At 54.0% G+C, this 24,291-nt stretch carries 24 protein-coding genes; 2 read left to right on the forward strand and 22 right to left on the reverse strand.

Going from position 1 to position 24,291, the window contains the following annotated elements; genetic code table 11:
- Window positions 1-376: 376 nt before the first annotated feature.
- The 13 genes from IAG03_RS05050 to IAG03_RS05110 form a co-directional block, all read right to left on the reverse strand.
- Window positions 377-769, reverse strand: a complete 393-nt coding sequence (locus tag IAG03_RS05050) for a hypothetical protein (protein ID WP_249318743.1) — start codon at window positions 767-769, stop codon at window positions 377-379.
- A 490-nt stretch (window positions 770-1,259) separates the two neighbouring features.
- Window positions 1,260-2,600, reverse strand: a complete 1,341-nt coding sequence (locus IAG03_RS05055; RefSeq protein WP_249318744.1) for an AI-2E family transporter — start codon at window positions 2,598-2,600, stop codon at window positions 1,260-1,262.
- 25 nt (window positions 2,601-2,625) lie between these two features.
- Window positions 2,626-2,811, reverse strand: a complete 186-nt coding sequence (locus IAG03_RS05060; RefSeq protein ID WP_249318746.1) for a hypothetical protein — start codon at window positions 2,809-2,811, stop codon at window positions 2,626-2,628.
- A gap of 502 nt (window positions 2,812-3,313) precedes the next feature.
- Complete coding sequence (locus tag IAG03_RS05065; protein WP_249318747.1) at window positions 3,314-3,667, reverse strand: phage holin; 354 nt, start codon at window positions 3,665-3,667, stop codon at window positions 3,314-3,316.
- Between the two features lie 144 nt (window positions 3,668-3,811).
- Window positions 3,812-4,651 carry a hypothetical protein gene (locus tag IAG03_RS05070; RefSeq protein WP_249318749.1) on the reverse strand — a complete coding sequence of 280 codons (840 nt, stop codon included), beginning with the start codon at window positions 4,649-4,651 and terminating at the stop codon, window positions 3,812-3,814.
- Window positions 4,632-5,024, reverse strand: coding sequence for a hypothetical protein (locus IAG03_RS05075; RefSeq protein ID WP_249318750.1), 393 nt, complete (start codon window positions 5,022-5,024; stop codon window positions 4,632-4,634). Before IAG03_RS05075 ends, IAG03_RS05070 begins: the two co-directional genes overlap by 20 nt.
- Before the next feature lie 13 nt (window positions 5,025-5,037).
- Window positions 5,038-6,960 carry a DUF859 family phage minor structural protein gene (locus tag IAG03_RS05080; protein ID WP_249318752.1) on the reverse strand — a complete coding sequence of 641 codons (1,923 nt, stop codon included), beginning with the start codon at window positions 6,958-6,960 and terminating at the stop codon, window positions 5,038-5,040.
- 3 nt (window positions 6,961-6,963) lie between these two features.
- Entirely contained in the window at window positions 6,964-7,683 is a 720-nt protein-coding gene (locus tag IAG03_RS05085; RefSeq protein ID WP_249318754.1) for a hypothetical protein, read from the reverse strand.
- Window positions 7,680-9,449: a hypothetical protein gene (locus tag IAG03_RS05090; protein WP_249318756.1), complete on the reverse strand. Its 1,770-nt coding sequence runs from the start codon at window positions 9,447-9,449 to the stop codon at window positions 7,680-7,682. Before IAG03_RS05090 ends, IAG03_RS05085 begins: the two co-directional genes overlap by 4 nt.
- Window positions 9,446-9,826, reverse strand: coding sequence for a hypothetical protein (locus tag IAG03_RS05095; RefSeq protein WP_249318757.1), 381 nt, complete (start codon window positions 9,824-9,826; stop codon window positions 9,446-9,448). The genes IAG03_RS05090 and IAG03_RS05095 overlap by 4 nt, the downstream gene beginning before the upstream one ends.
- A gap of 308 nt (window positions 9,827-10,134) precedes the next feature.
- Window positions 10,135-10,374: a hypothetical protein gene (locus tag IAG03_RS05100; protein WP_249318758.1), complete on the reverse strand. Its 240-nt coding sequence runs from the start codon at window positions 10,372-10,374 to the stop codon at window positions 10,135-10,137.
- Window positions 10,375-10,391: 17 nt separating this feature from the next.
- Complete coding sequence (locus tag IAG03_RS05105; protein WP_249318764.1) at window positions 10,392-11,663, reverse strand: N4-gp56 family major capsid protein; 1,272 nt, start codon at window positions 11,661-11,663, stop codon at window positions 10,392-10,394.
- Between the two features lie 28 nt (window positions 11,664-11,691).
- Window positions 11,692-12,570, reverse strand: coding sequence for a hypothetical protein (locus IAG03_RS05110; protein WP_249318765.1), 879 nt, complete (start codon window positions 12,568-12,570; stop codon window positions 11,692-11,694).
- 242 nt (window positions 12,571-12,812) lie between these two features.
- Here IAG03_RS05110 and IAG03_RS05115 point away from each other — a divergent pair, with 242 nt between their 5' ends.
- Together IAG03_RS05115 and IAG03_RS05120 are read left to right on the forward strand one after the other, a co-directional pair.
- A complete protein-coding gene (locus tag IAG03_RS05115) occupies window positions 12,813-13,571 on the forward strand; it encodes a YlmH/Sll1252 family protein (protein WP_249318766.1) in 759 nt (252 codons plus the stop codon).
- 20 nt (window positions 13,572-13,591) lie between these two features.
- Complete coding sequence (locus IAG03_RS05120; protein ID WP_249318767.1) at window positions 13,592-14,962, forward strand: MATE family efflux transporter; 1,371 nt, start codon at window positions 13,592-13,594, stop codon at window positions 14,960-14,962.
- 167 nt (window positions 14,963-15,129) lie between these two features.
- Here IAG03_RS05120 and IAG03_RS05125 read toward each other — a convergent pair whose 3' ends face one another.
- The 9 genes from IAG03_RS05125 to IAG03_RS05165 all read right to left on the reverse strand — a co-directional run bounded on the left by IAG03_RS05125 (window position 15,130) and on the right by IAG03_RS05165 (window position 24,258).
- The gene (locus IAG03_RS05125; RefSeq protein ID WP_249318768.1) at window positions 15,130-15,648 is read right to left on the reverse strand and encodes a CarD family transcriptional regulator; all 519 of its coding nucleotides are present in this window, start codon (window positions 15,646-15,648) and stop codon (window positions 15,130-15,132) included.
- 1,062 nt (window positions 15,649-16,710) lie between these two features.
- Entirely contained in the window at window positions 16,711-17,127 is a 417-nt protein-coding gene (locus tag IAG03_RS05130) for a hypothetical protein (protein WP_249318769.1), read from the reverse strand.
- 117 nt (window positions 17,128-17,244) lie between these two features.
- Window positions 17,245-17,625 carry a hypothetical protein gene (locus tag IAG03_RS05135; RefSeq protein WP_249318770.1) on the reverse strand — a complete coding sequence of 127 codons (381 nt, stop codon included), beginning with the start codon at window positions 17,623-17,625 and terminating at the stop codon, window positions 17,245-17,247.
- A 430-nt stretch (window positions 17,626-18,055) separates the two neighbouring features.
- Window positions 18,056-18,337 (reverse strand): type II toxin-antitoxin system RelE family toxin, encoded by a 282-nt coding sequence (locus IAG03_RS05140; RefSeq protein ID WP_249318772.1) that lies wholly within the window; start codon window positions 18,335-18,337, stop codon window positions 18,056-18,058.
- Between the two features lie 53 nt (window positions 18,338-18,390).
- A complete protein-coding gene (locus tag IAG03_RS05145; protein WP_249318773.1) occupies window positions 18,391-18,717 on the reverse strand; it encodes a type II toxin-antitoxin system Phd/YefM family antitoxin in 327 nt (108 codons plus the stop codon).
- Between the two features lie 235 nt (window positions 18,718-18,952).
- Window positions 18,953-20,506: a recombinase family protein gene (locus IAG03_RS05150; protein WP_249318774.1), complete on the reverse strand. Its 1,554-nt coding sequence runs from the start codon at window positions 20,504-20,506 to the stop codon at window positions 18,953-18,955.
- Entirely contained in the window at window positions 20,507-22,222 is a 1,716-nt protein-coding gene (locus tag IAG03_RS05155) for a recombinase family protein (RefSeq protein ID WP_249318775.1), read from the reverse strand. It lies immediately after the preceding gene.
- A complete protein-coding gene (locus tag IAG03_RS05160; RefSeq protein ID WP_249318777.1) occupies window positions 22,222-23,904 on the reverse strand; it encodes a recombinase family protein in 1,683 nt (560 codons plus the stop codon). The genes IAG03_RS05155 and IAG03_RS05160 overlap by 1 nt, the downstream gene beginning before the upstream one ends.
- Window positions 23,905-24,042: 138 nt before the next feature.
- Window positions 24,043-24,258 (reverse strand): DUF6870 family protein, encoded by a 216-nt coding sequence (locus tag IAG03_RS05165; RefSeq protein WP_249318779.1) that lies wholly within the window; start codon window positions 24,256-24,258, stop codon window positions 24,043-24,045.
- Window positions 24,259-24,291 lie beyond the last annotated feature (33 nt).

Below are 24,291 nucleotides of genomic sequence, written 5' to 3' on the forward strand. Positions count from 1 at the left end.
TTGTAGTTTGCAGCTGCCAGACCGCATCTCTACTATAACAGAGGGAGTTTTATTTTGCCTCATCGGCAGAAGCCTCTTTTGAACCACTCGCCCAGCGAGTGGTTTTCGGGATACAAAAAACGCTCTGGGGCGACCCAGAGCGTTTTTGTGTTTGGATATGTGTTTTGCGCGATTGCACCTTCGCTTTCGAATACAGAAGGGCTTTCAAAGTGCAGAAGGACCGCAAACTGCGTGTTTCCGGTTTTCCGATACAGCCGGGCTTTTGTGCAGCTTGCGGCACATGCTTTTCAAAATGCCGGAACGGATGCGGCGGAGGGCAGCACATCCGCGGACTTTTCCAAAAACCGGAAGCAGTCGCATGCGGCGAAAGGGCGGATCAGCAGTTCCGCGCGCGCCTATGTAACGTCCCGACGATGAGGAACGCCAGTCCGAAAATTACCCAACCCCAGATCGGATCGTTTTCTGCAATAAAATATGCCAGCAGCCCAAACAGCGCCGCATAGCAAAGCGTGAGCACGCCGCCGACAATCCAGAAACCCACTCTGGTATTTTGCAGCCAAAAAAACAGCAGAAAGGATGCAATGCCGATCACAAGACACAACGCCGGATGGATGGCGGTAAACTGATTGCAGCATACCCCGGCGGCAATGCCGAGGGCAATACTGTCAAACAGGATAATATGTCCGACAAACAGCCCGATCACAAAGCAAATAAACCCGATGAAAAGCCCGATTGCCATCATCGCGCCCTGTGCAATTAGCCAACCCATAAAAGTCTCCCCTTTTCCTTTCGGCTCCTGATTTTTTATTGTTGGATGATGCAAGTAACCGCGTTTTCAAAACATCCGCAGTCGAAGCAGGAATCCTGCGTTCCTGTGCGTTCGCCCGAAAAACGTTTGCTTTGCGATACACTGTTTTTTATGCGGCACATCGGCCGCATGCGATCAGCATCCCGGCTTTAAAGCGCCAGCTGCGGCGCGGCGGGTTTCGCTTTTTTGCGGAAAAGCCTGTCCTACGCCGCGCAGGGCCGCATCATGCGCAAATGCACGCTTTTGTGAGATGCTCTGCCGCGCGGCGGTCACGCATTTGGGAAATCGAAAAGCCGAACGCCGGCGAGCTTTCACCGGAAACGCGTCGGCCTCCACCGCACAGATCCGCATCCGGCCGTTCCGGCACGATGCGCATAATGCTTCCGGTTTGCCGTCTGCGCTCTCTTGCGGCGCGGCTGCTCTTCGGCATCCGGTCTCACCGTATTTTTTCCTATTGATCGGTGGATTTTTGCGCCGACACGGCATTTTCCTCGACGGCTGCCGATTCTGAGTCCGGCGCTCCGGCGTCTGCGCTCTCTTGCGGCGCATCGGCTTGCTCTGCGGCATCCGGCTTTGCGGCAGGTTCCTGTTCATCAAGGGATTTTTTCGATCTGCCGAAAATTTCTGCTGCGGATACCGGCCGCTTGCCGGATTCAGATTCCGCATGCTGCATGGATTTTTCGCGTTTCTGCACCGTCTCGCGCAGCAGCTTATAAAGCGTCGCCGCCAACGGCACGCCGACCAGCATGCCTGCAATTCCGCCGAGTCCGCCGCCGATGAGCACTGCAGCAAGCACCCACATGCCCGGCAGGCCGATGGACGAACCGACCACTTTGGGATAGATCAAATTGCCCTCGATCTGCTGCAAAATGATGAGGAAAATCAGGAAAAATACAGCCTGCAGCGGGTCGACTGTAAAAATCATAAATGTGCCGACCGCAGCACCGACATACGCGCCGACGATCGGAATCAGCGCCATCACGCCGACGACCGTACCGGTCATCATCGCATACGGGAACCGGAAAATCAGCATGCCGAGAATACAAAGCACGCCGAGAATGACCGCTTCTGTGCACTGTCCGACAATAAAACTCGAAAAGGACGCGTTCGCCGTGCGCAGCACATGGTACAGACGCGCCTCACGCGCAGGCTTCATGGACACACGCAGGCAGCGCGCAGCCTGATTTTGCAGCTTTTCCTTGTTGTAAAGCAGGAACAGTGCGAAAATGAAGCCCATCACGAGATCGGTCACTGTGCCGAAAATGGAAACAAGCAGCGCAATGACGGAATTGATGATGTCTCCGGTACCGATCGCCACGGTATCGAGCAGCTTTTTCAGCACGCCGGACAGGTCGATATTGGCGTCGCGAAGCATTTCCTGCAGAGCGGGCAGCTCCGCAGATTTTCCCAGCGCCCACTGATAGACCTGTTCGGCAATCGGCGGGATCTCTTCAATCAGGAGGGAGATACTGGAAATCAGCTCCGGCACCACCAGCATCACAACGCCCAGCAAAATCAGCAGCACGGCAAGCACCGAAAGCAGCATGCAGACCGGCCTTCTGGTTTTCAGAACCAGTTTTTTCGTCGAGCGCGGAAAATAGAACCGCTCAAACGTACGCATGGGCAGATTGAGAATATAGGCAATGGCGATTCCGACCAGAAGCGGCCCCATCACACCGAGAATGAGCCATTTGAAGAACCCGATGACCTCCGAAAAATATTTCACGCACAGGCAAATCGCAACCACTGCCGCTGAAAGAATGAGAATTAGCCGTTTTTGTTCACGTTTCATCGTCACGCATCCTATCTTTTTGATTTCAGCTTTTGGTAAAATCTAAAATTGCGGGTTCGGCCGCAGCCGAGAATTTCTGGGACATTTTGCTTTCGAGGTTCAGGCGCTTCCGGCGTTTTATCCCCCGGGCACGCGCCGAGACGATTTCCTGCGGAAGCGCGCTGCATCGGATGCTTCCATCCGTCACGGGCGCAAAACTGGGAAGCTGCATGCATTCCGCCTTTGCAGACTGGAACCAGCACCAAAACGTGCAAAAAAGGAAATTGCCCGCTGCTTTCCCGTCAAAGCGCTGCGCTGCCGGTTCTCGCAGAATATACGCCATATGTTTTGCAGAAAGAGCTGAAAACCGCCCGAATTTTGGAAATCATTTCTGATTTTTATTATACTGTACCCGTTTCATGCGGTCAATACGCTCTATACAGAAAATGACGCATGAATTGACATGCTGCAAACGCTGCAGATCATCACTCCGCCGCAGCGTTCAAAGGCGACCCTGCGGCATGGCTTTTCGGTTTCCGAGCACGGGCGTTTCACCGAAAATGCCTTTTGTGCCGAAAACTCCATTTCCATGAATTTTGCAGTTTGGTTCTCCGGCAGCTTTTCGATGCGCTTCCCGCTGCATTCCGCGCCTTTTGGGAAATAGCCGTTCACAGCGTTTGAACAGGAAAAAACGCAGCCTCCGCACATCGCGTTTGGAGAGGCTGCGTTTTCCGCTATGCTTCCGGCGGTGTTTCGCCGGTGTTCTGATCGGATTGCGCTTCTTTTGGATCTTCGGATGATTCCGCGCAGGCCTTGCCGCATGCTTTGATGCATTTAATACAGTTCGGCGACTGGTAAGACATTGCCGCTGCGGAATCCGTCACGCCGCTGGAGGTCGGATCGACCACCACGCCGACCATCACCAAAAACTTAATCAGCATCAGGACAATCTTGGATGCGGCATCCTGATCGACAGCCGGAACCACACCGAACATGCCGAGCAAATCGTAAAGCAGCGTCAGAATTGCCGCCGCAAACGCCGTAACCCACGCCTTGTTCCGAAACCGGACTTTCCAGTTAATCTGCATCCTGATCCCTTCTTTCTATCATACATCTATTTTTCGGCATCCCCTTAAAAAAGGCGACCCAAATGCGAAACCCGCATCCGCTGGACGCCAGTTGATTTGGCCTTCCTGTTCATCCTATGCGGATTTCCGAACAACGGTTCTTTCTTACTTGCTTTTTTGCAGGCGCAGCAGGTAATCCCGCTCGTCTTTTTGCTTTTTGTAATCATAATTCTTTTTGTCTTTGGCCTTCTGGTACGCGAGCTTCTGCGCGTTCTGTTCCTTTTTATAGTAGTAATCCCGATTTTTGATCCAGAGGTCAATATTGTCGAGATACTGCTGATATTCCCGGTCGGAAAGATCCTTGTACTGCTTGTAGTAAAAGTTCAGATCGTCATAGTAATCCGCCACCTGATCGCGATAACGCGCGTAGTCGGCATTTTCCAGCTTCTGCACTGTGCTGAGCTTTTCGGAGAGCGCCTTACCCGCATCGGTATAGCGCGTATAAGCGCGGTCGTAGAGCGATGGCAGCAGATTTTGCATCTGGCCGAGATAATTCTGATAGGCCTGGCTGCCTACGGTCGACGCGTACGAAGAACCATACCCGCCGGTCAGCGCCGAAGCGTTTCCCATGGTATCCAGCATCGCCCGCTGGCCCGCCTGCAAATACTGGTCCTTGCTGCTCTGATAGAGCGGATCCGACTGGTAATCGTACTGAAAGTCCGGCCGCTCCATGACGGCCGCATAGAGCGCCTCGAGATCGTCCTCGTACTGACTGTGGTAGTTCGGCGTTTTCGCGCCCGCCCCCTTGAGCCAGCTTTCGAGGTCTTTCTGTTCCTGCGAAGGCCGATAGCCGCTCGGTTTGGTTCCCTTGACCGCCAAATCTGCAAGCGGTTTTTCTGCCGGTTTTGCTTTCACCGTAGGAAGCGTGAATTTCCCCTGCCGGAATTCGATCCTGTTTGCCAGAGAATCCCGCTTTTTCAGTCCCTCAGTTTGCTTCTTCGCCATCTTGCATCCTCCCTCCATATTTCTGTTCCAGGGCACGGATCCGTGCCTGGGAAACCGCCGCCTGCTCGTCCAAAGCCGCAATATCGCGGTCAAACGGCGTCTGCTGCCGCTGGGCGCGCTGATACTGCATGCACTGGTTGTCGTACCACCGGAACCAGAAAAGCAATGCTTCCCACTCTGCAAATTCCGCTTTTGACGCGGCTCTCTGCGCAGCCCGTTCGGCGTCGAGCAGCAGGGCGCCGTCCTGATAGCGGTAGTCTCGGCAGGTTTCTGCGAAATCATCCGGAACGACGCCGTCATAGTCGACGCCCGTCGCTTCTCCGGAATCCGTATACCCGCGCACATACCCCTGTGCGTCCAGATCGAGTTTCACTGTCATTCCTCCTTTATACAATCCCGTAAATGGCGGTCAGCGCGTTTCCGGCGCTGTAGGTTGTCCCGCTTGCGTTGACGGAAACGACGGCGGCCGATCCATAGGAAAGCGTCTCGCCGGAAACGGTAAGTCCCACCGTATTGACCCAGAGCTTGGACCCGGAAGCAAATCCGCCGATTCCCCGCAAAACCGATCCGTTTTTCATGCCGAGCACCGGCGTCGATCCGCCGGACACACTGAGCAGAAAGAGCGCATAATCGCCGATACCGGGCACCGTGATCGACTCCCCGTCGCTGCTAAAGCTTCCGCTCCACAGTTTTTTCAGGACAAACCCGTAGTCCAGCATCCGGCTGCGGCTTTTTTCGCGGCTGATATAGGCGTTTCCTGTCGATTTAGTCGCAAAATAGATGTTCCCCTGCTTTTCGGCGGAGCCGGTGTCCTCGGTGCCGATCCAGATGTTGTTCGCAGAATTGCGCAGCAGCAGATTTGCCGCCGTGCCGTCGCCAAGCGCTGACTGCAGGCTTTTGCCGTTCGGAAGCAGTACGCCTTCGCGAAACTGTGCGGACCATGCCACATCAAAAAGATTGTCAGACGCCGCATATTTGCCGACGCCGATCCCCTTTCCTGTTGCCGTGACACTTAAAATTGCCTGCGACGCAGGCAGTACTGCTGTGCAGGTATCGGACGCGCCGCCGTAGCTGTCGCTGACGGTGAGTGTCAGCGTGTAGGAGTCCTCCTGCGAAAACGGCCCTTCCGCCACAAACGGCACGCCGCTTACGGCCGGTTTGCCGGCAGTCCAGACCGGACAGGTCACCATGCCGGACGCCGTATTCCGGCCGCCGATCGGCGAACAGAGAAAATTGGCCGTCACCTTGACGCAGCTGCCGTCGCCGCGCTCTTCCCCGTCCGAGGAACACCGCACAGCGCGCAGCGAAACCGCCGCCGGACTCCGGTAAGCAGAGACAGAAATTGTGCAGGTCGCGCTGACTGTCCGGCCGCGGGAATCTGCCGCGGTCGCGGTGAACTGGCGTTCCCCCGCATCGCTGAGCGTTCCGGTCGCCCATGTTCCGGTTGCTGCATCCGGTGCGCCGAGACCCGCAACCGTCACCGAAGCGATGGTGCTGCCGTGCGCGCCCTGTGCGCCGGAAACGGTGAGGACCGCGCCCGGCCCGCCCTGCACATATCCCCAGGCGGCATACGCTTCGGCGTTTTCCGGAGCGGCTGTAAATGAAGCGATGGTTGGCTGAAACGCCGCCGTATCGGGAATTTGCAGACGGATTGCCGTCTCGCTCACGCCGATGGTCTCGTCTCCGGCATGGGTTTGCAGCCGAAGCGTACAGGGCGCGGACACCGCGTTCGGACAAAGATCCGCCAGCGATTCGGGCGGCGTCCAGGACGCCGACGCTGCGCCTGCGGCAGCCTGCACGCTGCCGCTCTCTCCAAGGCACGACCAGCTTAAGGTGTGGGTATATGCCGGATCGTAGGCGGTGATTTCCACAGCGACTGCTTCTCCGAGCGTTCCTTCCTCCGGCGCGGAAAGCACCGAGGCGCGCCGGATGCAATCGAGCGAAACGGTGCGCCCCTGCTGCACAAGCTGCAGCGTCGGCGTACCGTAATAGACTTCCCCCTGCACCCGGATGGAAAGACGGCGCGTGCCGTCCGCTTCATGCGCAACCGTTACGGTTTTTGAAATGCAGAGCGTCTCTTTGCCTGCTTCGGCAGAAAAGAACTTCTTTTCCGCATAGGATTTGCCGTCGATGACCAGCTTAAACAGGCCGGATCCGCGGTACTGCGATCCCGATCCCTCCGCCATCCGCAGATAGAGCGCAACCGTCACGCTGGAGGTATTTTCCTCCGGGTTCGGAACGCTTTCCCAGCGCACCTCGCCGGTAAACTGTGCATAATTGGGTGATACGCTAAAAGTTCCGGATGCCATATGCTATCCCTCCTTTGTCAGATTGAGTCCCGTCGGAGACGCTGCCAGACGGTAAACCGGCGTGACGCCCGAAACGCCGACCGTCATGCCGTCGAGAATGCCGGCTTCGGTGATGTGCAGCTTTTTGTCGCTGATATAGGCAACCTCCACACCGTTTTGCAGAAATGCCAGCCGGTCGTTGGTAAACAGCGCTTCAAAGGGGCTTTCCGCCTTGCGGATGTGAATGCCTTCCGCGTCGAGCCGGATGTTTGTCTGATAGAACGCCTTTGCTTCTGAAAACGCCTTCGTTTCCGCAAGCAGATCGCCAAAGGTCGTGCTGTACTTTCGGCTGAACGAAGCGTCGAGCGCCTCCGCGCTCAAATCGACGCTGGAAAGAAGCTCCTGCCGCAGGGTCTCCCGATCGCTCTGTGCAAGATATTGCTGCCGGACGCTGGCCAGAATCGAGGCTTCGCTTTCCGAAATCGAAGTTTCGCAATCCTTCCGAATCTGCGAAGCGTTTCGGATGATCTCCCCGGCAAGGGCCTCGATTTCCGCCCCGGCCTTTTGCGCGGACTGCACGGCGGCGCGGTACTGCGTCTGCAGCGCCGGCGTGAAATTTTCCTCGTCCAGATGCCCCAGCGCGAACCGCAGCTGTTCGGAAAGCTGAAACAGATACGCCTTGATTTCCCGCAGCTGCGCCTGTGTCTCGCGCCCGGTAATCTGCGGCAGCTGAAAATCGATCATCCCCGTTCACTCCCTTCTCCCAGCTGTCTCGAAAGCGCAAGCAGCCGGACCGTCCCCGTTCCGCTGATCCGAAGCCGCAACAGCCGGCACCGTTTTGGCAATAACGGAATTGCCACGGTGCGCAGCGTATTGCTTTCCAGAGAAGCCGCCGTCTCCCACGCGCCGCTGTCGCAGGAAACGGCGACCGAGAGCGTCGCGCCGGGCTCCATCGCAGCGGTAAGCTGCAGCCTTTCAAGATACCGCCGTTCGGTCAGCCCGCTGCAGAGGTCCCCTGTTTCCGCCGACCACGCGACCGGAGATTCCAGGACACTGCTGTCACAATAGGCTGTTCCGCCCTCAAAAAGCGACAGATTGCCTTCTGTGTTCCAAAGATTCCCGTCGGCATCCAGAAAATAGAGCTCCCCGTGCGTATAGGCGAAGCCAAGCGCCCGGACGGCATCCTCGCGGTGCCAAAGTAAAGTGCGCTTGTCATAGACAAACAGATGGGTTCCGGCTGCTTTGCGGCTGCCTGAAATCCCATAAGGATCAAAGGAGGCTTCCGCACACACCGAAAGGTAATACCGGCCGCCCGAAGCGCCGCCGACGCCGCTGTGATACCGGACGGCGCCGAGGTCCTCCGAGACCCGGTAGGGCATGGCGCCCTCATAGGCGTAAACGCCGTCGCGTCCCTGGTAAAAGAGCGTACTTTCTACAGCGGCAAGGCTTTTTTCGCTGCCTTTTCCGACGCCCGGCGCGCACAGATCCGTCACCTGGTAATTGGCGGGTTTGGTGCCGTACACCTTGTGGATCCGATCCTCTTTAAAGAACAATACGGATCCGAGGTGCGACGCCACACCGGTAAAATCGCCGTCCGAACCGACGGTCAGCGCGTAGCTGTCGGTGGAAAGTCCGGAAAATGCATTCCAGCTTTTCGGGTTTCCAAGCTGGCTGGCATAGATTCTCCGCGTCGAGGAAGCGCATCCCCACAGGCGGTTGGCGCTCTCGGTCACAAAATCGAGATCCGGCACGGTACGCGTGATGGTGAGCGGGTCGGTCTGCGCGGTGACTTCCTCCAGCACGCCTGCGACAACAATTGCATTTTCGCTGCAGGCGGTCAGCACAAATTCTCCGTTAAAAGCCGCATTCTTACAGCCGGAAATCGTGACGCCTTCATAAGCGGAAAAAAGCGCGCCGATACCGGCTGCTGAAATTTTCACGTGGCTTGTCGCGACAGCCTGCCACTCCGCATTTTGTGCGGAATACACCCGCAGTGTATTCGGGGTGCTGCCGGTATCTGCCCAGAAATCGCCGTCCGAAGGATTTGCGGGCGCAGCGGCGGAAATGGTCTGGCCTGTGTACTGCGTTCCAGCGGCGTCGGAAAAGGTGAGCGCCGCCTGTCCGGTTGTCGTAAAAGACGCTTCCAGACTGCCGAACTCCTGACTGACAGTGTGGTAATATTTCTTATCCGGAAAAATCAGGACATAGGCTCCCATCGAGGCGAACTGCTTCTTTCCGTCGGAGACCTCCCCGCGGTAAACGCCGTTGTGATAAAATTTTGTCCCATCCACCCAGCAGATCCCGCTTTTGGCAAACAGGCCGTTCGGTTTTTGGAGCGCGGTGATTTTTCCGCGCTGCGGCCGCGGCGAAACGGCCGGGTATGCTCTGCCGGACAGGTTTTCCATCTCATAAAACTGTGCGCCGCCGGCGTCCGGCGTGTGCCGATAGCCGCCGAACGCCGTATACGTTCCGGTTTCCACTGCAGCAGCCTGCAAGCGCGGAAATTTCATCGCAATCCTCCCCTTTTGAGCGTATGGGTTTGCAGCGGCCGGTGTTCCCGGTGATAGGCATTCGCAAACGCCTCATAGGCTGTGTTATACAGCGCCGCCGCATTGTTATAGCGGACAAATTCCGCATTGACAAAATCGATCTGTGCCGAAAGATAATAAAGATACAGCTCCGCGTACCGGTCCGGCACCAGCAGTTCCGTGCCGCCTGCGGTCTGCATATCGTATCCCGAGAACGTTTCGGGCGCACCTTCGTGGCACGCGAGCAGTTCCCGGTAAATGCGGCCGTCCAGCTCTGAGAGCCAGCGGCGTTTTTCCTGCTCCGGACAGGCATTCGGCTTCATCCGGTCACAGGCTGCCAGGATTTCCTGCAACGTCATGGCTTATTCCTCCTTTTCTGTACGCCCCCCGGTAGCCGCCGGGCGCGGGCTGCGGGGGCATCGTGGAATACCGGAAGCTCCCACCCCCTTGCCGCGCATTCTGCGCGGGCGCGCCTCCGCGCGCATTGGACGGACGCACCGGATCCCAGCTGCAGCCAAACCGACCGCAGCCGCGGACGCCCTCGGCGTTCCGGCATTCGGGCTCTGCGGCGTCCGTCCAATCAAGGGGGCGGGGCCTGCGGGGAGCGATGCGCCCGGCGTGTTTCCGGCACCGGAAGCGCGCCACCCCGCAGATTTCCGTGTTCCCGTTATCTGCGGCGCGGACCGGCGCTTTCCGCATAGCGCGTCTCCCGCGCTTCGATCAGCGCAGCCGTTCCGGCGTCCTGCCGTGCGGAAGCCTCCAGTACCTCCGCAATGTAGTCCGGCACCTCGACATCCTCCCCGCGCCGGATGAGATAACTCTCTCCGTTAACGGCGACAAATACCGGTTCGCGGTACTCTCCGGTGTCCTTAAACAACCGGATTTTTACAGTTTGCTGTCGTTTCATCCTGCCGCCCCTTTCTCTCAGTTCGACTTTGCTTTTGCAGAATAGCTGTTTGCGGACTCCACGCGCACCATGTACGCCTCGACAAGGCGTTTGGCCGCCTTCGTCGCCTTCCACCCGCAGGAAGAACGCTGATTCAGCGGGTCGTCGCCGTAGCCAAGCTGTTTGACAATATGCTGCAGACCGCCGCCCTGGATTTCTGTGATTCCATATGCGTTGGCGCCGAGCATCAGCGTGCAGAACACGGCGCTGCCGTCTTTTCCGGCGCCGGTTCCGCAGAGGAGCGTCCCCGCAGCCTTATCCTTAACCGCGTTGCCGACCGTCAGTTTTGCCGATCCGGCGCTGCCCGCGGTGACGGACGCGACCGTAGCCTCTTCGCCGCCAACATAAATTTTGACCGTTTCCGTTTTAAGCCGTTCTGTGAGCGCTGCCGCTTCTTCCGAAGAAACACTCTCGCTGAGCACAAGCGCCGTACTGCCCGTAGAATCCAGGGCTGTTTTGAGCGTCAGACGCGGAACGCCGGGGAAAATATCCGTAGGCCCGATGATCTTCGCCTCCGTCGATTCAACAAAACGCACGCCGCCGAGCTTGCCGAGTTCGCCGGTAAACAGGCTTTCGGGGTCCGCATACTTGTGCACGTCGATCCAGTCCGCACTGCGCATGAGGTCATAGGCAACATACGGATGGACAATCGCAACATACGCGCCGTCGATCGGATTCGCGTTCATGCTTTTGAGCTGCGCTGCAGCTTTGAATACAAGATCTGTCGTCAGCTTGCAGTCCGCAGTCAGATCTTTTCTAGAGGTGATTTCCGTCTCGGTACCGTCGGAAGCTTTTTTCGGTGCATAGAGGACATTGGTCCCGCCGCAGAGCACCTCACGCGTGATCGTATCGAGCGTGCGGCCGGCCTGCGCGCCGAGAAGCTTGGTGCACTGTTCGACGTTGCGGTCCACAGCGGTCAGTTCCAAAAGATCCGAAAGCTGCACCCAGTCGCCGTACTGATTGACTGCGGCAGTCACCGCCGTCACTTCGAGATTGCTGCCATCCGGCGTAACGCCTTCCGTCAGGCCTTTGAGCGCTTTCGGAAGCGGGCTGTATTTGCGGAATTCAATGGTTTTGCCGCCGTTCTGCGGAATCGGATATTTGTCCCCGAACTGGTCATGGACGAGATTCGGCTCTGCATTGTCGATCAGCCGCATCTCATAATAAGCCTTCATCTCATCGCTCAGGCCCGCAGTTTCGGTCGTCATGGTGTTGTCAGCAAACAGCTGCAAAAAATGGATGTTGTTCATGCGTAATCCTCGCTTTCTTTCGTTCCATTTAGAATGTAATTTTTTCTCCTTGCAGGACGCGGCGCGAAATGGATTCCCGTTCCTGCCGCGACATCCGGCGGGCATCCGGGCGTCCGATTGCCGCACTGCGCGCGCCAATGCCGTTTTCTTCCGGCCGCATGGCGCGTGTGCGGATCTCCTCCCCGACGCTCTGCCGGACAAGCTTTGCGGTTTCCTGCACGGTTTTGCCGAGCAGCTCCCCGCGGTGGATAAACTCGTACGCAGTTGTGACGTCGATCCCGCTGCGCATCAGCCGGACAAACACCGGATTTTGACACTCCGCAGCAATCCGGAAAGACGGATAGCGCCTCTGTGCGGCTGCAATATCGCTTTTCCATTTCGAAAAGCCGCCCTCATATTCGGACCGATTCCCGCCGGGCTGTCCATCTTCCGGGCTTGCTGCTTCTTTAAGAGCCTCCGGAGTTCCGGGTTCCGGAGTGCGTTCCTGCAATGCACGCAGAAGCGCGTCGTTGTCTGCGGCGCCATACTGCCCGCGCAGCTGCTCGAGGAGCGGCTCAAGCTGTTCTGCGCGCGCCTTGAGCGCCTTCAGGTCCTTGAACCGGCGATCGATGATCCCCTGTACCCGCTCGGAAAACGCCTCGCGGTATTTTCCCTGGATCAGGGCTTCAAAGCTTTCCCGGCAGGCGCTGCCTTCTGCGGATTTTTTTGTCTGCTGCGGCGCCGCAGCAGCTTCCTGTGCAGAGGACTTTGCGGATGCGCCGGCTCCGCCGACCGGAGCGGGGGGTCCCGAAGCCGCTGGGGCCTCCTCCGAGAACAGGGTCAGGTCAAGTTTGTTTGGATGCATCATCATCGGTTCTCCTTCCTTCATGGTCTTTCCCAAGAGCCAGAATTGAAATTCTGGTTTCATTGTACCGAACGGCCTGCAAAACGTCTCCCCAAAAACGCCAAATCTGTTTTATTTTTCTTTTTTATTGCAAACCGCCGCTGATTTCCGGCACCTGGGAGCGGATTTTTTAGAACACACCGCGCGTCTGCGCTGGGCAAAAGCGCTCTCTGCGCGCTGGTTCAGAAAAGGCCCGCCTTGGTTTCCTGCGAAATTTGTGTTATAATAAATTATTCTTGCAAATCCGGCAAAAAGGAGGATTTTCCTTGCTCGAATCCGATACTCTGCTCAAAAAACGCCTGCTGGAACTTGCCGAAACTTCCCGCTCGCGCGGCATCTACACCTTTTCGGACTTTCTCTCTCCGGCTGAACAGGCGCTTTTCGATTCGCTCCGAAGAGAGCTTGCCGGAAGCGCCTTCTCGCTTTTCGGCGGCCATCCCGCCTGTGAACGGCAGATGATCCGTTTCGGCTCCGAGGAGGAAACCGGCTATGACCAGCCTTTTCCCATCTGCTGCGTCGAAATTGCGCCGAAAAACGGAAAATTCTCCGACGCGCTGACGCACCGCGACTTTCTCGGCGCGGCAATGCATCTCGGCGTCCGGCGCGAGGTCCTCGGCGACCTTTTCGTCCGGGAAAACACCGGCATTCTCTTCTCCAAAGACACTGTCGCGCCGTTTCTTGCAGAAACACTGGAGACTGTCCGGCACACGCCGGTTGTCTGTCGGATTCTGGAGACCTGTCCCGAATCACTTGCGCCCAAACTTGTGCCGCAGGCCGTCAACGTGCCCTCTGAACGCGCGGATGCCGTCATCGGCGCCGTCTACCGGCTTTCCCGAAGCGAAAGCGCCCGGCTCTTTGCCGCGGAGCGCGTCTTTGTCAATTCCCGCACACTTGAAAACCCCGGACACGCCCTGCACGTCGGCGATATCGTCTCCGTGCGCGGATTCGGAAAATTCTGCTACCGCGGCAAAGAGCGGGAAACCAAAAAGGGACGCAGTTTCGTCCTTGTGGAGCGCTATGCATAACCTCGAAAGGTGGGCTTTTCTTGCAAACAGATCACAAACTCGGCACCGAGCGGGTCGGCTCTCTTTTGTTCCGGCTCGCGCTGCCTGCTATCGCAGCACAGATCATCAATGTGCTTTACAACATCGTCGACCGCATGTATATCGGACACATTCCCGAAACCGGCGCTGCAGCGCTGACCGGACTTGGCGTCACCATGCCGGTGATTCTGCTGATTTCCGCCTTTGCCGCGCTTGTCGGGTTCGGCGGCGCGCCGCGCGCTGCCATCCTGATGGGCCGCAACGACAACCGCGCCGCTTCCCGGATCCTCGGCGGATGCCTCACCGCGCTGTGCGTGCTTGCGCTGATTCTCACCGCTGCATTTCTTCTGTTCAGCCGGAAGATCCTTCTCGCATTCGGCGCAAGCGAAGCGACGCTGCCCTATGCGCTCGATTATCTGCAGGTCTATGTCTGCGGCACCATTTTCGTACAGATCTCACTCGGCATGAATGCCTTTATCACCACGCAGGGCTTTGCCAAAACCAGCATGCTCACCGTCGCCATCGGCGCAGCGCTCAATATCGCGCTCGATCCGCTCTTTATCTTTGCCTTTGGAATGGGCGTGCGCGGCGCGGCGCTTGCGAGCGTCCTCTCGCAGGCCGTCTCCGCAATCTGGGTCGTCGTCTTTCTCTCAGGAAAGCGCACGATGCTCAAAATCCGAAAGGAAGACCTCCGTCTGCGGGCAGACGTGTTGCTGCCGGTGCTTGCGCTCGGCGTTTCGCCGTTTATTATGCAGTCTACCGAAGCGGTGCTCTCTGTCTCGTTCAACACGTCGCTCCTGCGCTACGGCGGAGATATCGCTGTCGGCGCGATGACGATTCTCTCCAGTATGATGCAGTTTACAATGCTGCCGCTGCAGGGCCTGACGCAGGGCATGCAGCCGATCGTCAGCTTCAATTACGGCGCAAAGAACGGCCAGCGGGTCAAACGCGCGTTTCAGGTCACGCTGACCGCCGCACTCTGTTATTCGACGCTTCTCTGGGGATGCATCATGCTTTTCCCGCAGATTTTCGCGCAGATTTTCACCGACGATCCCGATTTGATCGCATATACATCCTGGGCTTTGCGGATCTATATGGCCGCAGCCGGCATCTTCGGCATCCAGATTGTCTGTCAGCAGACCTTTCTCTCCCTCGGCAATGCCAAGACCTCGCTTCTGCTTGCACTTTTGCGGAAGGTGATTCTCCTGATTCCGCTGATTTTTCTGTTGCCGCAGTTTTTTGCAGACAAAGCGTTTGCGGTTTTCCTTGCGGAGCCGGTCGCCGACGCCCTTGCCGTTACCGTAACGGCTATTACGTTTTTCTTCCAGTTCCGGCACACGCTCCGCACGCTGCAATCTCCGCCGGAACCCTAATGAAAGAAAAAGGACGGATCCCTCGGATCCGTCCTTTTTCTTTTGCTGGATTTGCGCTTCGTTTTTCGCGGGCAAGCCTATTTTGCTGCGCCGCACACAGAGCGTGTTTCATCGCGCCGCAGTTTGGAAGCGCCATCCATCCTGCGGAACTGTTCCCTGTCCCGCTTCTATCGGCATGCGCGCCGGATTTCAGCCAACTTTGTCTTGCCGGATAAAAGCGGCAGAACCGCATCATGCCGCAGCTGCAGCACATAGGAAAATTCGCTGCAAAGCATGCCTTCCGCCTCTTTCATCAGCTTTTGATCCACTGCATGAAATTTTCTGCCGGTTCTGCGGCAATGTTCCCGGTGGGTATACAGCATTCGGTACATCCGGAGAATCTGTGCCTGGTCGCCCGTACGCAGGATCTCCTGGAAGTGTTCCTGCCGCGCGTGATCCTCTGCAATCCACGCATCTGTGCATTCTGAAAGATCGTCCATCATCGCACAAATCGTTTCCCTAGATAACATCTGCCGGAATTTTTTGCCGCCAAGCTCTACCGGGCAGTACAGGGTCGTCGTCGCGTCCTCGATCGGTTTGAGGACGTAATAGCATTTTTTCTCGCGTCCGAACAGTTCTGTCCGGATATCCGCAATTTTACAGACGCCGTAATGACCATACAGCACCATCTCTTCCGTCTGAAACATTTCTTTCCCTCCAGTATTTTGCAGCGGGCACGAAGTGCCTTTCATCGCGCCGGTCACGTTCTCCGTTCTGTGACGGAGTGGACGCGAGAGGTCGCGCCTGCCGTTCCGCGGCTCATTTTGAGCTTCCAGTATTCGGATCAGCTACATTCTCACAACAAACCGGGCGCGAGATAAAGCGCCAACCGTTCCAGATACGGAGTCTCTTTCTCCGCGCACACGTTTTTGCAGGCGTATCTTTTGCACTTCTGTACGTTTACTGCACATACACACGCTCCGGTCATCGACTCTTTTTCCGCTGATTCTATTTTATCAGGTTCTTTTCCTCCGATGTAAGGAAAACTTCCGGCCGTTTCTCAAGTTTGTTCATTCTGTGCAGAACCGGACGCTGCAATTTTGGATCATTTTTTCGCTGATGCCTCCCTATTCTTTGTCCCCTGCATCCGGCAGCCCGCAGGCGCGCCTTCCAGATTTGCAAGGATCCGAACGGATCCTTGCAAATCCTCTGCGCCAAAGCGCAGGCCGCGCATTCACGCGGAGAAGGCGCGGCCTGCGGGCTGCCGGATGCAGGAGGCTCCCCAAAAATCGCACAGCCCTATCAAAAAAAGCACCGGAATCCTTCGAGTCAAGGGTTCGGTGCTTTTCATCTGCAATTTGATGTTAACGTTGCAGCTCCGCAAATCGGATTTCTTGAAAAAACTGTAAAAACTCCTGCTTTCAAACACAGGCCTGTGCTCCGGCTTCCGCTCATCATCGCTGGAAGCTGCTTCCAGGCGAAGGACGCCCGCTTTTGCGACGGTCAGACAGACACTCCCGGCTTTTCCCGATACATCCGCAATGTCCTGATCCAGAAAAACACCTCGCCCTCCGCAAGCTTGCCGTCCTCTTCTGCGGCGTAATATTCGGAAAAGAACCCGGATAGAATCCGCTGATCTGTACGCTGTCCCCCGCTTATTTAAACCGATTCGATTCCCGACAGACCCGAAACCCCAGGCACTTCCAGCCAAACCGGTCTGCCAAAAACAGAAGGCCCAGCACCGCCGCTATAAGTTTGCAGTTTGTCTGTCAGCCTTTCCGTCCGGTCTCTCGATAAGACCCCATTCTGCACTGCACGCTGCGCAATTCTGTGCGGTGCACCCCGAGCAGCGCGTCCATTTCATCTGCGGCGTTTTCATATGCTGATTTTTGATGATGCACCAAAAGGTAGCTGACCTCCTTGATTTTCCCAGAGGCCTGCCTGCAAAAGCTCCTGACCGGAGCCGCCAGTGCAAACACCCAAATCGGCGCGCAGATGGTCACATGCGCATAGGCGGAAAGATCGATCGACACCGGCGCAATCGGCATCTCCCACCGGTGCATTCCATATCGTCCGCACCACCAGAATTCCAGTGTGCCCGCTGTCCGTTCGGCGGATTGAATCTCATAAAGCGCCGCGCCGGTCCGGTTCGCCTCCGCGCATGCCAGCTTTTTGACATAGCCCATGCGCGAAAAGAAGACCACTAGCTGCGTGGGATTTGTGCCGATGTTCGAACTGTCGGCGAGCTCTGCACAAAAGTGTTCCTGCTTCCAAAAGACCCACGCGATGTAACCCGTGATTGCCTAGCAGAGCCCGAACACAAAGTAGAGCGTGGACATAAAAATCAGAGGAAACAGATAGAACTGAATGCAAATCCAGAGCATCAGCGTCACGCCGAACCAGCCGCCGAGCACCACGCCGGATTTCTTGTTAGCAAAAAGCAGTCCCGCCGCCGTCAGTTTGATCAGCCAGTTGACGATGAGCAGCGCAATTCCCGAAAATGTAAGATTCTGGAACAACCTGTCTGCAAACGGCAGCACCTGAAAACAGGGCAGCATGCCGTCTATCCCGAACGTTTTTCCGCTGGGATCAAGCAGCATCGCAACAGCGCCCGCCACAGCGCGCCGATTCCGATAAACAGCGTCCAAAAAATCAGGACGCGCCGCACACAGAGCGTGTTTCATCGCGCCAGTCGCTTTGTCCGTTCTGGAAACGCGCCGGACGCGAGAGGTCGTGCCTGCCGTTCCGCGGCTTTCTGCTTTTCCACACTTGCAGACTTCATTTGTTCCGCAATTTTTCGATTTCCCGCGCCGCACACAGAGCGTGTCCCATCGCGCCAGTCACATTCTCCATTCCGTAGTGCGATGGCCGCAGAGGACACTTCTACCGTTCTGTAGTTTGATCTTTGTTTATCATGCGCTTCTGCTTGTGTCAAGTAGAATCCAAAAATTCTTAAAAGCCCTTATATATCAAGGGTTTCCGGACTTTCGGCAAAATTAACCCTTGCGTTATTATAACACAAAGACAGCATAAAAGCCAGTGAAAAGCCGGCTTTTGCTTGGTCATGAAAGCTGAAAGGCAATATCCAACTTCCATTCAATTTTTAGATTATTATTAAAGTAATTCCTGTATTCTGCGTTCAGCCTCTTTATAAACCGCTTCATCATCCCGAACCGAAATCACAATGATTTTCATTGTCTCCTTATCTCGTACAAGAGAATATACAACTCGGTACCCGAGGTTTCGCAGTTTGATTTTATAAAAGCCGCTCAATTTTGATGTTGCATGGTTTCCCAGAGGCTTACCGATTCCATCAGGTGGCGGTAACGGATGCTCGGCTGTTTTTTCAATCGCTTTCAAAATGATCTTGCGATTATACGGATCAAGCCGTTTCAATCCCGTTGAGCCTCCTTGATGTATTCTATTTTCCATTTCATCTCAAAGGCTCCTTATTCAATATCAACTTCTACATCTGCCAGATCCGCATCGGTAAGGCCTAGCTCTTTCATCATTTCCTCATGAGAGAGATTCTCAGCGTCTTTATTTGCAGCCATACGCCTTTCAGCCTCAGCATACAATGCATAATCAGAAAGCATTTCCATCAGAGCTTCATATTGACTCGGAGAAACAAGGACACAAGCAGGGCGATTATTCTTAACAACGATCTTCGTGCCGGTTGTTTCCACTTCATCAAATATTTTTGCAGCTTCGCCTTTATTAAATCGGGTAATAGGAACCATAGCGTTCATCATATTTACAACAGACATCTGACTCATTGAAAACGCTCCTTTCAAAACTATCATTTCCTAAGTTCACTATCATTATACGCTGCAGAAACGAAAATATCAATATATTTATCGATGTATTTATCGATAAATATATAAGAATTTGTCGGCTGCTTTACTGAGCTATATAGCTTCTTACCCGATGATTGCTTCGGATTGAATTCAGAAGCAACCTCTTTCTGGGTAGTTGTTACCTCCTCAGGTGTTAAGGCCGGCTTTTACATGATCATGAAAGATGAAAGGCAACATCAAACTTCCATTCGATTTTCAGATTTTCGTTGTCAAAAACAATGACTCGGTCTATATCGTCGTACATTCTTTCCCGGAGTTTATCGTCCGGCTCATCTGCTGCAGCAGCGATATTTTTGATCGCATTCATTGCCGTGCTGCTTTCTTCCCGCTTTTGCAGCAGGCTTTCGATTTCATCCTCGATTCGTGATAACTCCGTCTGGAGTCTGTCCCTATCCTCCGAAAGAGCGCCTTTCTTTTCGAGAAAAGCATTCCGGGATATTTCATCGGAACGAAATTGCTCATACAGCGAGGCAACCTTTCCGCCGATCCCTCCGAGCTGAACGCGGAGGGATTTCTGCTGCGCCCGAAGAGGTGCAAGGTTATCCGGCCGCTTTTCATTTACTGTCCTGCGATATTCTTCGCTGACAATCTGCAGCTGCCGTTTGTATGTGGTGAAGACAACATCCTCTATATTTGTTCGGCTCCAATGAATGCCTGCGCACGGAGCGCCTCTTATATATAACGGCGTAGCGCAGGAGTAATATTCGTCCAAGCCAAAAGTCTTGCGAAGCCTGCGGCCGCAGTGCCCACAATAGTAGACACGGTCACGGCGGTCGGTTCTGACAACATCGTACTTTTTCACCTTCCGCAGAGTATCATTCGCTGCGTAATATTCATCGTGTGTTACGATGGGTTCGTGCATACCCTCGTTTATCACATAATCCTCCGGTGCATACCGTTTTTGCACTTTGGCCCGAATGGTTTCATTTCCGCATTTGAAGGACACCATAGCTCCGGTATACTTATAATCCCGTATGATTCGGATCACCGCCTGATGACTCCACATCGCATCGCTGTCCATACCTTGCCGAGATAGCTTTTTGTGCTGCATCGGCGTCGGAATATGCTTTTCGTTCAGGATACGGGCAATTTCCGTGGATTTCTTTCCCTCAATGGCCCACAGGAAAACATCCCGCACAATGGGCGCAGTTTCGGGATCCGGCACCATATGGTGCTTTTGCCCTTTGATCTTTGTGTATCCATACGGGCAATGGCTGACATACCGGCCGCTTCTCATCAGCATATGCTGAGATGCTTTTACCTTTTTCGAGATGTCAACGCTGTACCTCTCATACATAAAATTTCGGAAGGCAACATCAATGCCGCCGGTTGTCCCGATAAACTGATTGCTGTCGTAATGATTATTGACCGCAATAAACCGAATACCGAGATACGGAAAGATGTGCTCAAGGTAATCGCCGGCTTCAATATAGTTTCGCGCAAATCGGGAAAGGTCCTTCACGATGATGCAGGAAACATCACCGGAGTGCACCATCGCCATCATGCGTTTAAAATCGGGACGGTCGAAATTCGTCCCGGAATATCCGTCATCGACGAACTCGACCGTCTTCATAGAAGCAAGCTCAGGCTGCCCTTGAATGAACTGAGCGATGATGCCGCGCTGGGCCGTAATACTATTGCTCTCATCATTCGCACCGGTGTCCTCAAGCGATAGCCTGAGATACACGGCAATCTGCTTTTTCGGCATTTAGGCAACCTCCTTTCTGATTTGCTCGCACGCCTTGAACATTTCCTCAAACTCAGGCATGTACTTAAACCGAATATCCAAAGAGCCGTCGGTATTCACTCGGATCTCATCAACCATTGCCTCGACCATTTCTTCGCTCACCGTTTCTGCCTTATAATAGCGTGAAATGAGCCGATTCCATTTTCGGGCGCCTGTTTCAGTCACCTTGGTTTTTGTTTTGATTGCCTGAAGCTCCTGCAATTCGCTTTCATATGCGGCGATTTCCTTTTGATATACATCTCTGGCAAGCAAATATTCCCGTTCAGTCAATATGCCGTCCTTGAAGTCGATATACAATCGAGAAAACAGCTTTTTCTTTTGATCCAGCTTATCCTGCAGTTCCTTGACACGATTTGCCGGTACACTGTGCTTTGCTTTTTCTTTCTCCAAGGCGATCAAGCCGAGCAGCGTTTTTTGCGTATCAAGGAATAGATCCATCTGCTTTCGTATAACGCTCAACACGATTTTATCAAGGGCATCGGCGCAGATGCTCTTTTTTGCGCACGCCGTGTTTCCAAGTTCGATGTTTGTCGGGCATTTATAATTGTAGTAGTCTGTGACCACGCCGTCCTTTCTCGGTCGTGTATAGCTGCGTACATATTTCATAACACGCCCGCAGTCGGCACACCTCAAAACCGAACCATATGGATTAGGTCGTTTGGGGAGATGTGCATAGCGTCCGAACGATTTCTTCACATCGCTTGAGACCTTTGTGTTGATCTCCTGCACCTTATTCCACAACTCCATGCTGATAATCGGCTCGTGTGTTCCTTCAACCACATCCCAGTCCGCCTCTTTTGTCCAATGGTATTTTTCGCCCTTATACAGGCACTGCGAGCTGCGCCCTTGCGCCAAATTCCCGATATAGACCACATTGACAAGCAGGTCTTTGAGAACATGGCGATTCCAGGGCAGTTCACTCCCTTTCTTATTATTATTTGTTATAATGCCGCGCTCATAGCGTAGCCGCCCCGGGGAGGGATAGCCTTTTTCGTTGAGAATACGGCATATAGTATCAAATCCGGTCCCTTTCGCTCGGAGTTCAAAGATCTCGACTACGATCGGAGCGATCTCATGATCGATTACCAATCGGCTCCGATTATTTTCATCTTTCAGATAGCCATATGGAGCATAATTGCCGATGTAATCACCACGCAGCCGCTTGTTCTTCATTGTCAAGCAGATCTTTTTGGATATGTCCTTTGCGTACATATCGTTGATCAGATTTTTAAGCGTGGCGGCGAGCTTTTCACCGGCATTGGCAGAGCTGCTGTCATAATCGTCGCTGACAGAAATAAAGCGTATGCCGAGGAAAGGGAAGATGCGTTCCAGATATTCTCCGGTTTCCACATAGTTTCTGCCCAAGCGGGAAAAGTCCTTCACAACGATGCAATCGATTTGTCCTTTCCGCACATCCCCGATCATTCGATGAAATGCAGGACGCTCGAAATCGGTACCCGTGTAGCCGTTATCGGCATATATCTCTTTTAGTTCGAGATATGGCCGCTCGGCAAGATAGTTTCTCAGAAGCAGTTCCTGATTTTCAATCGAATCCGCATCTGCCTTACCGTTGTCCTCAACAGACAAACGAACATAAAGTGCGGTACGAAACACGGTCTGCCTTTGGCCTTTCGGCAGACTTTCGGAAACGCCGTTTTTCCGTGATACTCTGGCCACTATCCCGCCTCCCTTATCGGCATAGCCAATCCTTTTTTGTTTGCGGTTTTCTCCGAGATAAACTGCAATATTTCCTCAATCTGATTCCGATGGCGGAACACGATCTCAATATTGGAGTCCTCGAAAATATTGATGCGTTCTATCAGATGAATCACCATCGGCCGCGTGAGCTCGGTCACATTTTCATACTGACGGAACTGTTCAACCCAGGACTGCTGCTTTGAAACGCCGTCGTGGATTTCTCGTTTCTCTTTGTTCAGCTTTTCGATGGCAGCGGTTGCTTCGTCGATTCTTTCTGCAAGCTCTTTTTTCAGAGACTCATATTCGGACCTGTCCAGCAAGCCCGCCCGCAGATCCTCATAGATTCCGAGGCGCAGCGTGTTGTTTTTCCGAACGGCTTCTTCCTGTATTTCGATGCTTGCGTCAAGCTGCTTCAGTTTGTGTTTTTCCCATGACAGATTCTCAAATTGCCTTAGTGCCTTATCCACATCCAGCAGCAGGTCAATTTGATGCCGGACCGTCTGGTAGATTACCTGATCCAAAACATCTTCTCTTATGGAATGCCTGCTGCACACCGTTTTATCGTGCTTATTGGCGTTGCAGACATAATACACATAGCGTTTGCCTGCGTAGGACACCGTCTTTCTGACGGCCGTAGCGCCGCAGTCGCCGCAATAAATGCGGCCGGCATATACCGGTACGGTTACATCTCCCGCGCGGCAATGCGTATCGTCCTTCAGCAGCTCCTGAACAAGCTCAAAATCACGTACAGAAATAATCGCCTCATGTGTACCTTCCACGCGAAGCCACTCGCTTTCTGCTTTTGTAACCACTGTCTTGGTTTTATAATTCGGCGTTGTTCGTTTACCCTGGATCATCACGCCGAGATAAATTTCGTTTTTCAGAATACGCCTTACGGAAACATGGCTCCATATGGCTTTTGAGGATGTCTGAAAGCTCGTTTTATAATTGCTGCCGCTCAGCCGCTTATATTCTGCCGGAGAGGGGATGCCGAGCTCATTCAGACGCCCTGCAATGTTCTGCGGGCTCAGCCCTTCGATTTTCCACCGGAATATGTCCCTTACAACATTTGCGGCAAACGGATCAACAACCAATTTGCTCTTGTCGTCGCTGTCTTTCACATATCCATAAGCCACAAATGCTCCGGCATACTCTCCGTTTTGCTTTTTCGCCGTGAGGTTTGTACGGATCTTAGTAGAGATATCCCGGATATAAAAATCATAAACGAAGCTGTTGATCGTAAAAGCAAGATCATCCGAGGAGGTTGCCGAAAGCGAGTCATAGCCCTCGTTTATGGTGATAAACCGAACGCCGAGTTTGGGGAAAATTTTTTCTTTGTATTTTCCCACATCAATATAATCTCTGCCGAAACGGGACTGATCCTTTACGATCACGCAATTGACCTTTCCCGCCTCGATGTCCTTCATCATTCGCTGAAATTCAGCACGGTCAAAGTTAGAACCGCTTTTTCCGTCATCCTTGTACTCGTCATACAGCTCGAGTTCCGGATGCGATTTCATAAAGTCATATATCAGCTTTCTCTGGTTGCTGATACTGTTGCTTTCGCTTTTGGCTCCCGAAGAGCACGAAAGGTCGTCATCCTCCTTCGATAAACGAAGATAGATGGCAACCTTGAATGTTTGATCTATAATCTTATTCATAGCGCCACTCCTATCTGTATTATTCGAGTACGAATAAACAGCCGGAGTTATCGCTGATTTTGTCCGTATTTGATTATAGCACAGACAACCGAGAAAATCCAGCCGTTACACTTAAAATCCGCATAGTAATTGTTTCCATTACATTGAAGCGATCATGGAGGTAAAGCTGTCGGTAAGAGATTTATCCTTGCCGGCATAAGATACACGGACAACGACATCTCCGACCTTAAAGCAATACGGATCTTTGATCTGCTCAACATAAGACCTCACGCGCTCTTCCAGCGTCAAGCTTTTATCTATCACGACATCTCTGATATCCACCAATCCAGATAAGTTCTTTTCAGGCTGTTCCATAAATCATTACACCTCCATGTGTTCGTCTTTACA

This window comes from Yeguia hominis (assembly GCF_014384705.1).
Taxonomy (GTDB): Bacteria; Bacillota; Clostridia; order Oscillospirales; family Acutalibacteraceae; genus Yeguia; species Yeguia hominis.

Excerpts from the sequence above, each read along its gene's own strand:
- IAG03_RS05050 (WP_249318743.1), bottom strand. The coding sequence starts at position 769 with ATGGGTTGGCTAATTGCACAGGGCGCGATGATGGCAATCGGGCTTTTC.
- IAG03_RS05055 (WP_249318744.1), bottom strand. The coding sequence starts at position 2,600 with ATGAAACGTGAACAAAAACGGCTAATTCTCATTCTTTCAGCGGCAGTG.
- IAG03_RS05060 (WP_249318746.1), bottom strand. The coding sequence starts at position 2,811 with ATGCAGCTTCCCAGTTTTGCGCCCGTGACGGATGGAAGCATCCGATGC.
- IAG03_RS05065 (WP_249318747.1), bottom strand. The coding sequence starts at position 3,667 with ATGCAGATTAACTGGAAAGTCCGGTTTCGGAACAAGGCGTGGGTTACG.
- IAG03_RS05070 (WP_249318749.1), bottom strand. The coding sequence starts at position 4,651 with ATGGCGAAGAAGCAAACTGAGGGACTGAAAAAGCGGGATTCTCTGGCA.
- IAG03_RS05080 (WP_249318752.1), bottom strand. The coding sequence starts at position 6,960 with ATGGCATCCGGAACTTTTAGCGTATCACCCAATTATGCACAGTTTACC.
- IAG03_RS05085 (WP_249318754.1), bottom strand. The coding sequence starts at position 7,683 with ATGATCGATTTTCAGCTGCCGCAGATTACCGGGCGCGAGACACAGGCG.
- IAG03_RS05090 (WP_249318756.1), bottom strand. The coding sequence starts at position 9,449 with ATGAAATTTCCGCGCTTGCAGGCTGCTGCAGTGGAAACCGGAACGTAT.
- IAG03_RS05095 (WP_249318757.1), bottom strand. The coding sequence starts at position 9,826 with ATGACGTTGCAGGAAATCCTGGCAGCCTGTGACCGGATGAAGCCGAAT.
- IAG03_RS05100 (WP_249318758.1), bottom strand. The coding sequence starts at position 10,374 with ATGAAACGACAGCAAACTGTAAAAATCCGGTTGTTTAAGGACACCGGA.
- IAG03_RS05105 (WP_249318764.1), bottom strand. The coding sequence starts at position 11,663 with ATGAACAACATCCATTTTTTGCAGCTGTTTGCTGACAACACCATGACG.
- IAG03_RS05110 (WP_249318765.1), bottom strand. The coding sequence starts at position 12,570 with ATGAAACCAGAATTTCAATTCTGGCTCTTGGGAAAGACCATGAAGGAA.
- IAG03_RS05125 (WP_249318768.1), bottom strand. The coding sequence starts at position 15,648 with ATGTTTCAGACGGAAGAGATGGTGCTGTATGGTCATTACGGCGTCTGT.
- IAG03_RS05130 (WP_249318769.1), bottom strand. The coding sequence starts at position 17,127 with ATGGGCTATGTCAAAAAGCTGGCATGCGCGGAGGCGAACCGGACCGGC.
- IAG03_RS05135 (WP_249318770.1), bottom strand. The coding sequence starts at position 17,625 with ATGAAACACGCTCTGTGTGCGGCGCGTCCTGATTTTTTGGACGCTGTT.
- IAG03_RS05145 (WP_249318773.1), bottom strand. The coding sequence starts at position 18,717 with ATGAGTCAGATGTCTGTTGTAAATATGATGAACGCTATGGTTCCTATT.
- IAG03_RS05150 (WP_249318774.1), bottom strand. The coding sequence starts at position 20,506 with ATGCCGAAAAAGCAGATTGCCGTGTATCTCAGGCTATCGCTTGAGGAC.
- IAG03_RS05160 (WP_249318777.1), bottom strand. The coding sequence starts at position 23,904 with ATGAATAAGATTATAGATCAAACATTCAAGGTTGCCATCTATCTTCGT.
- IAG03_RS05165 (WP_249318779.1), bottom strand. The coding sequence starts at position 24,258 with ATGGAACAGCCTGAAAAGAACTTATCTGGATTGGTGGATATCAGAGAT.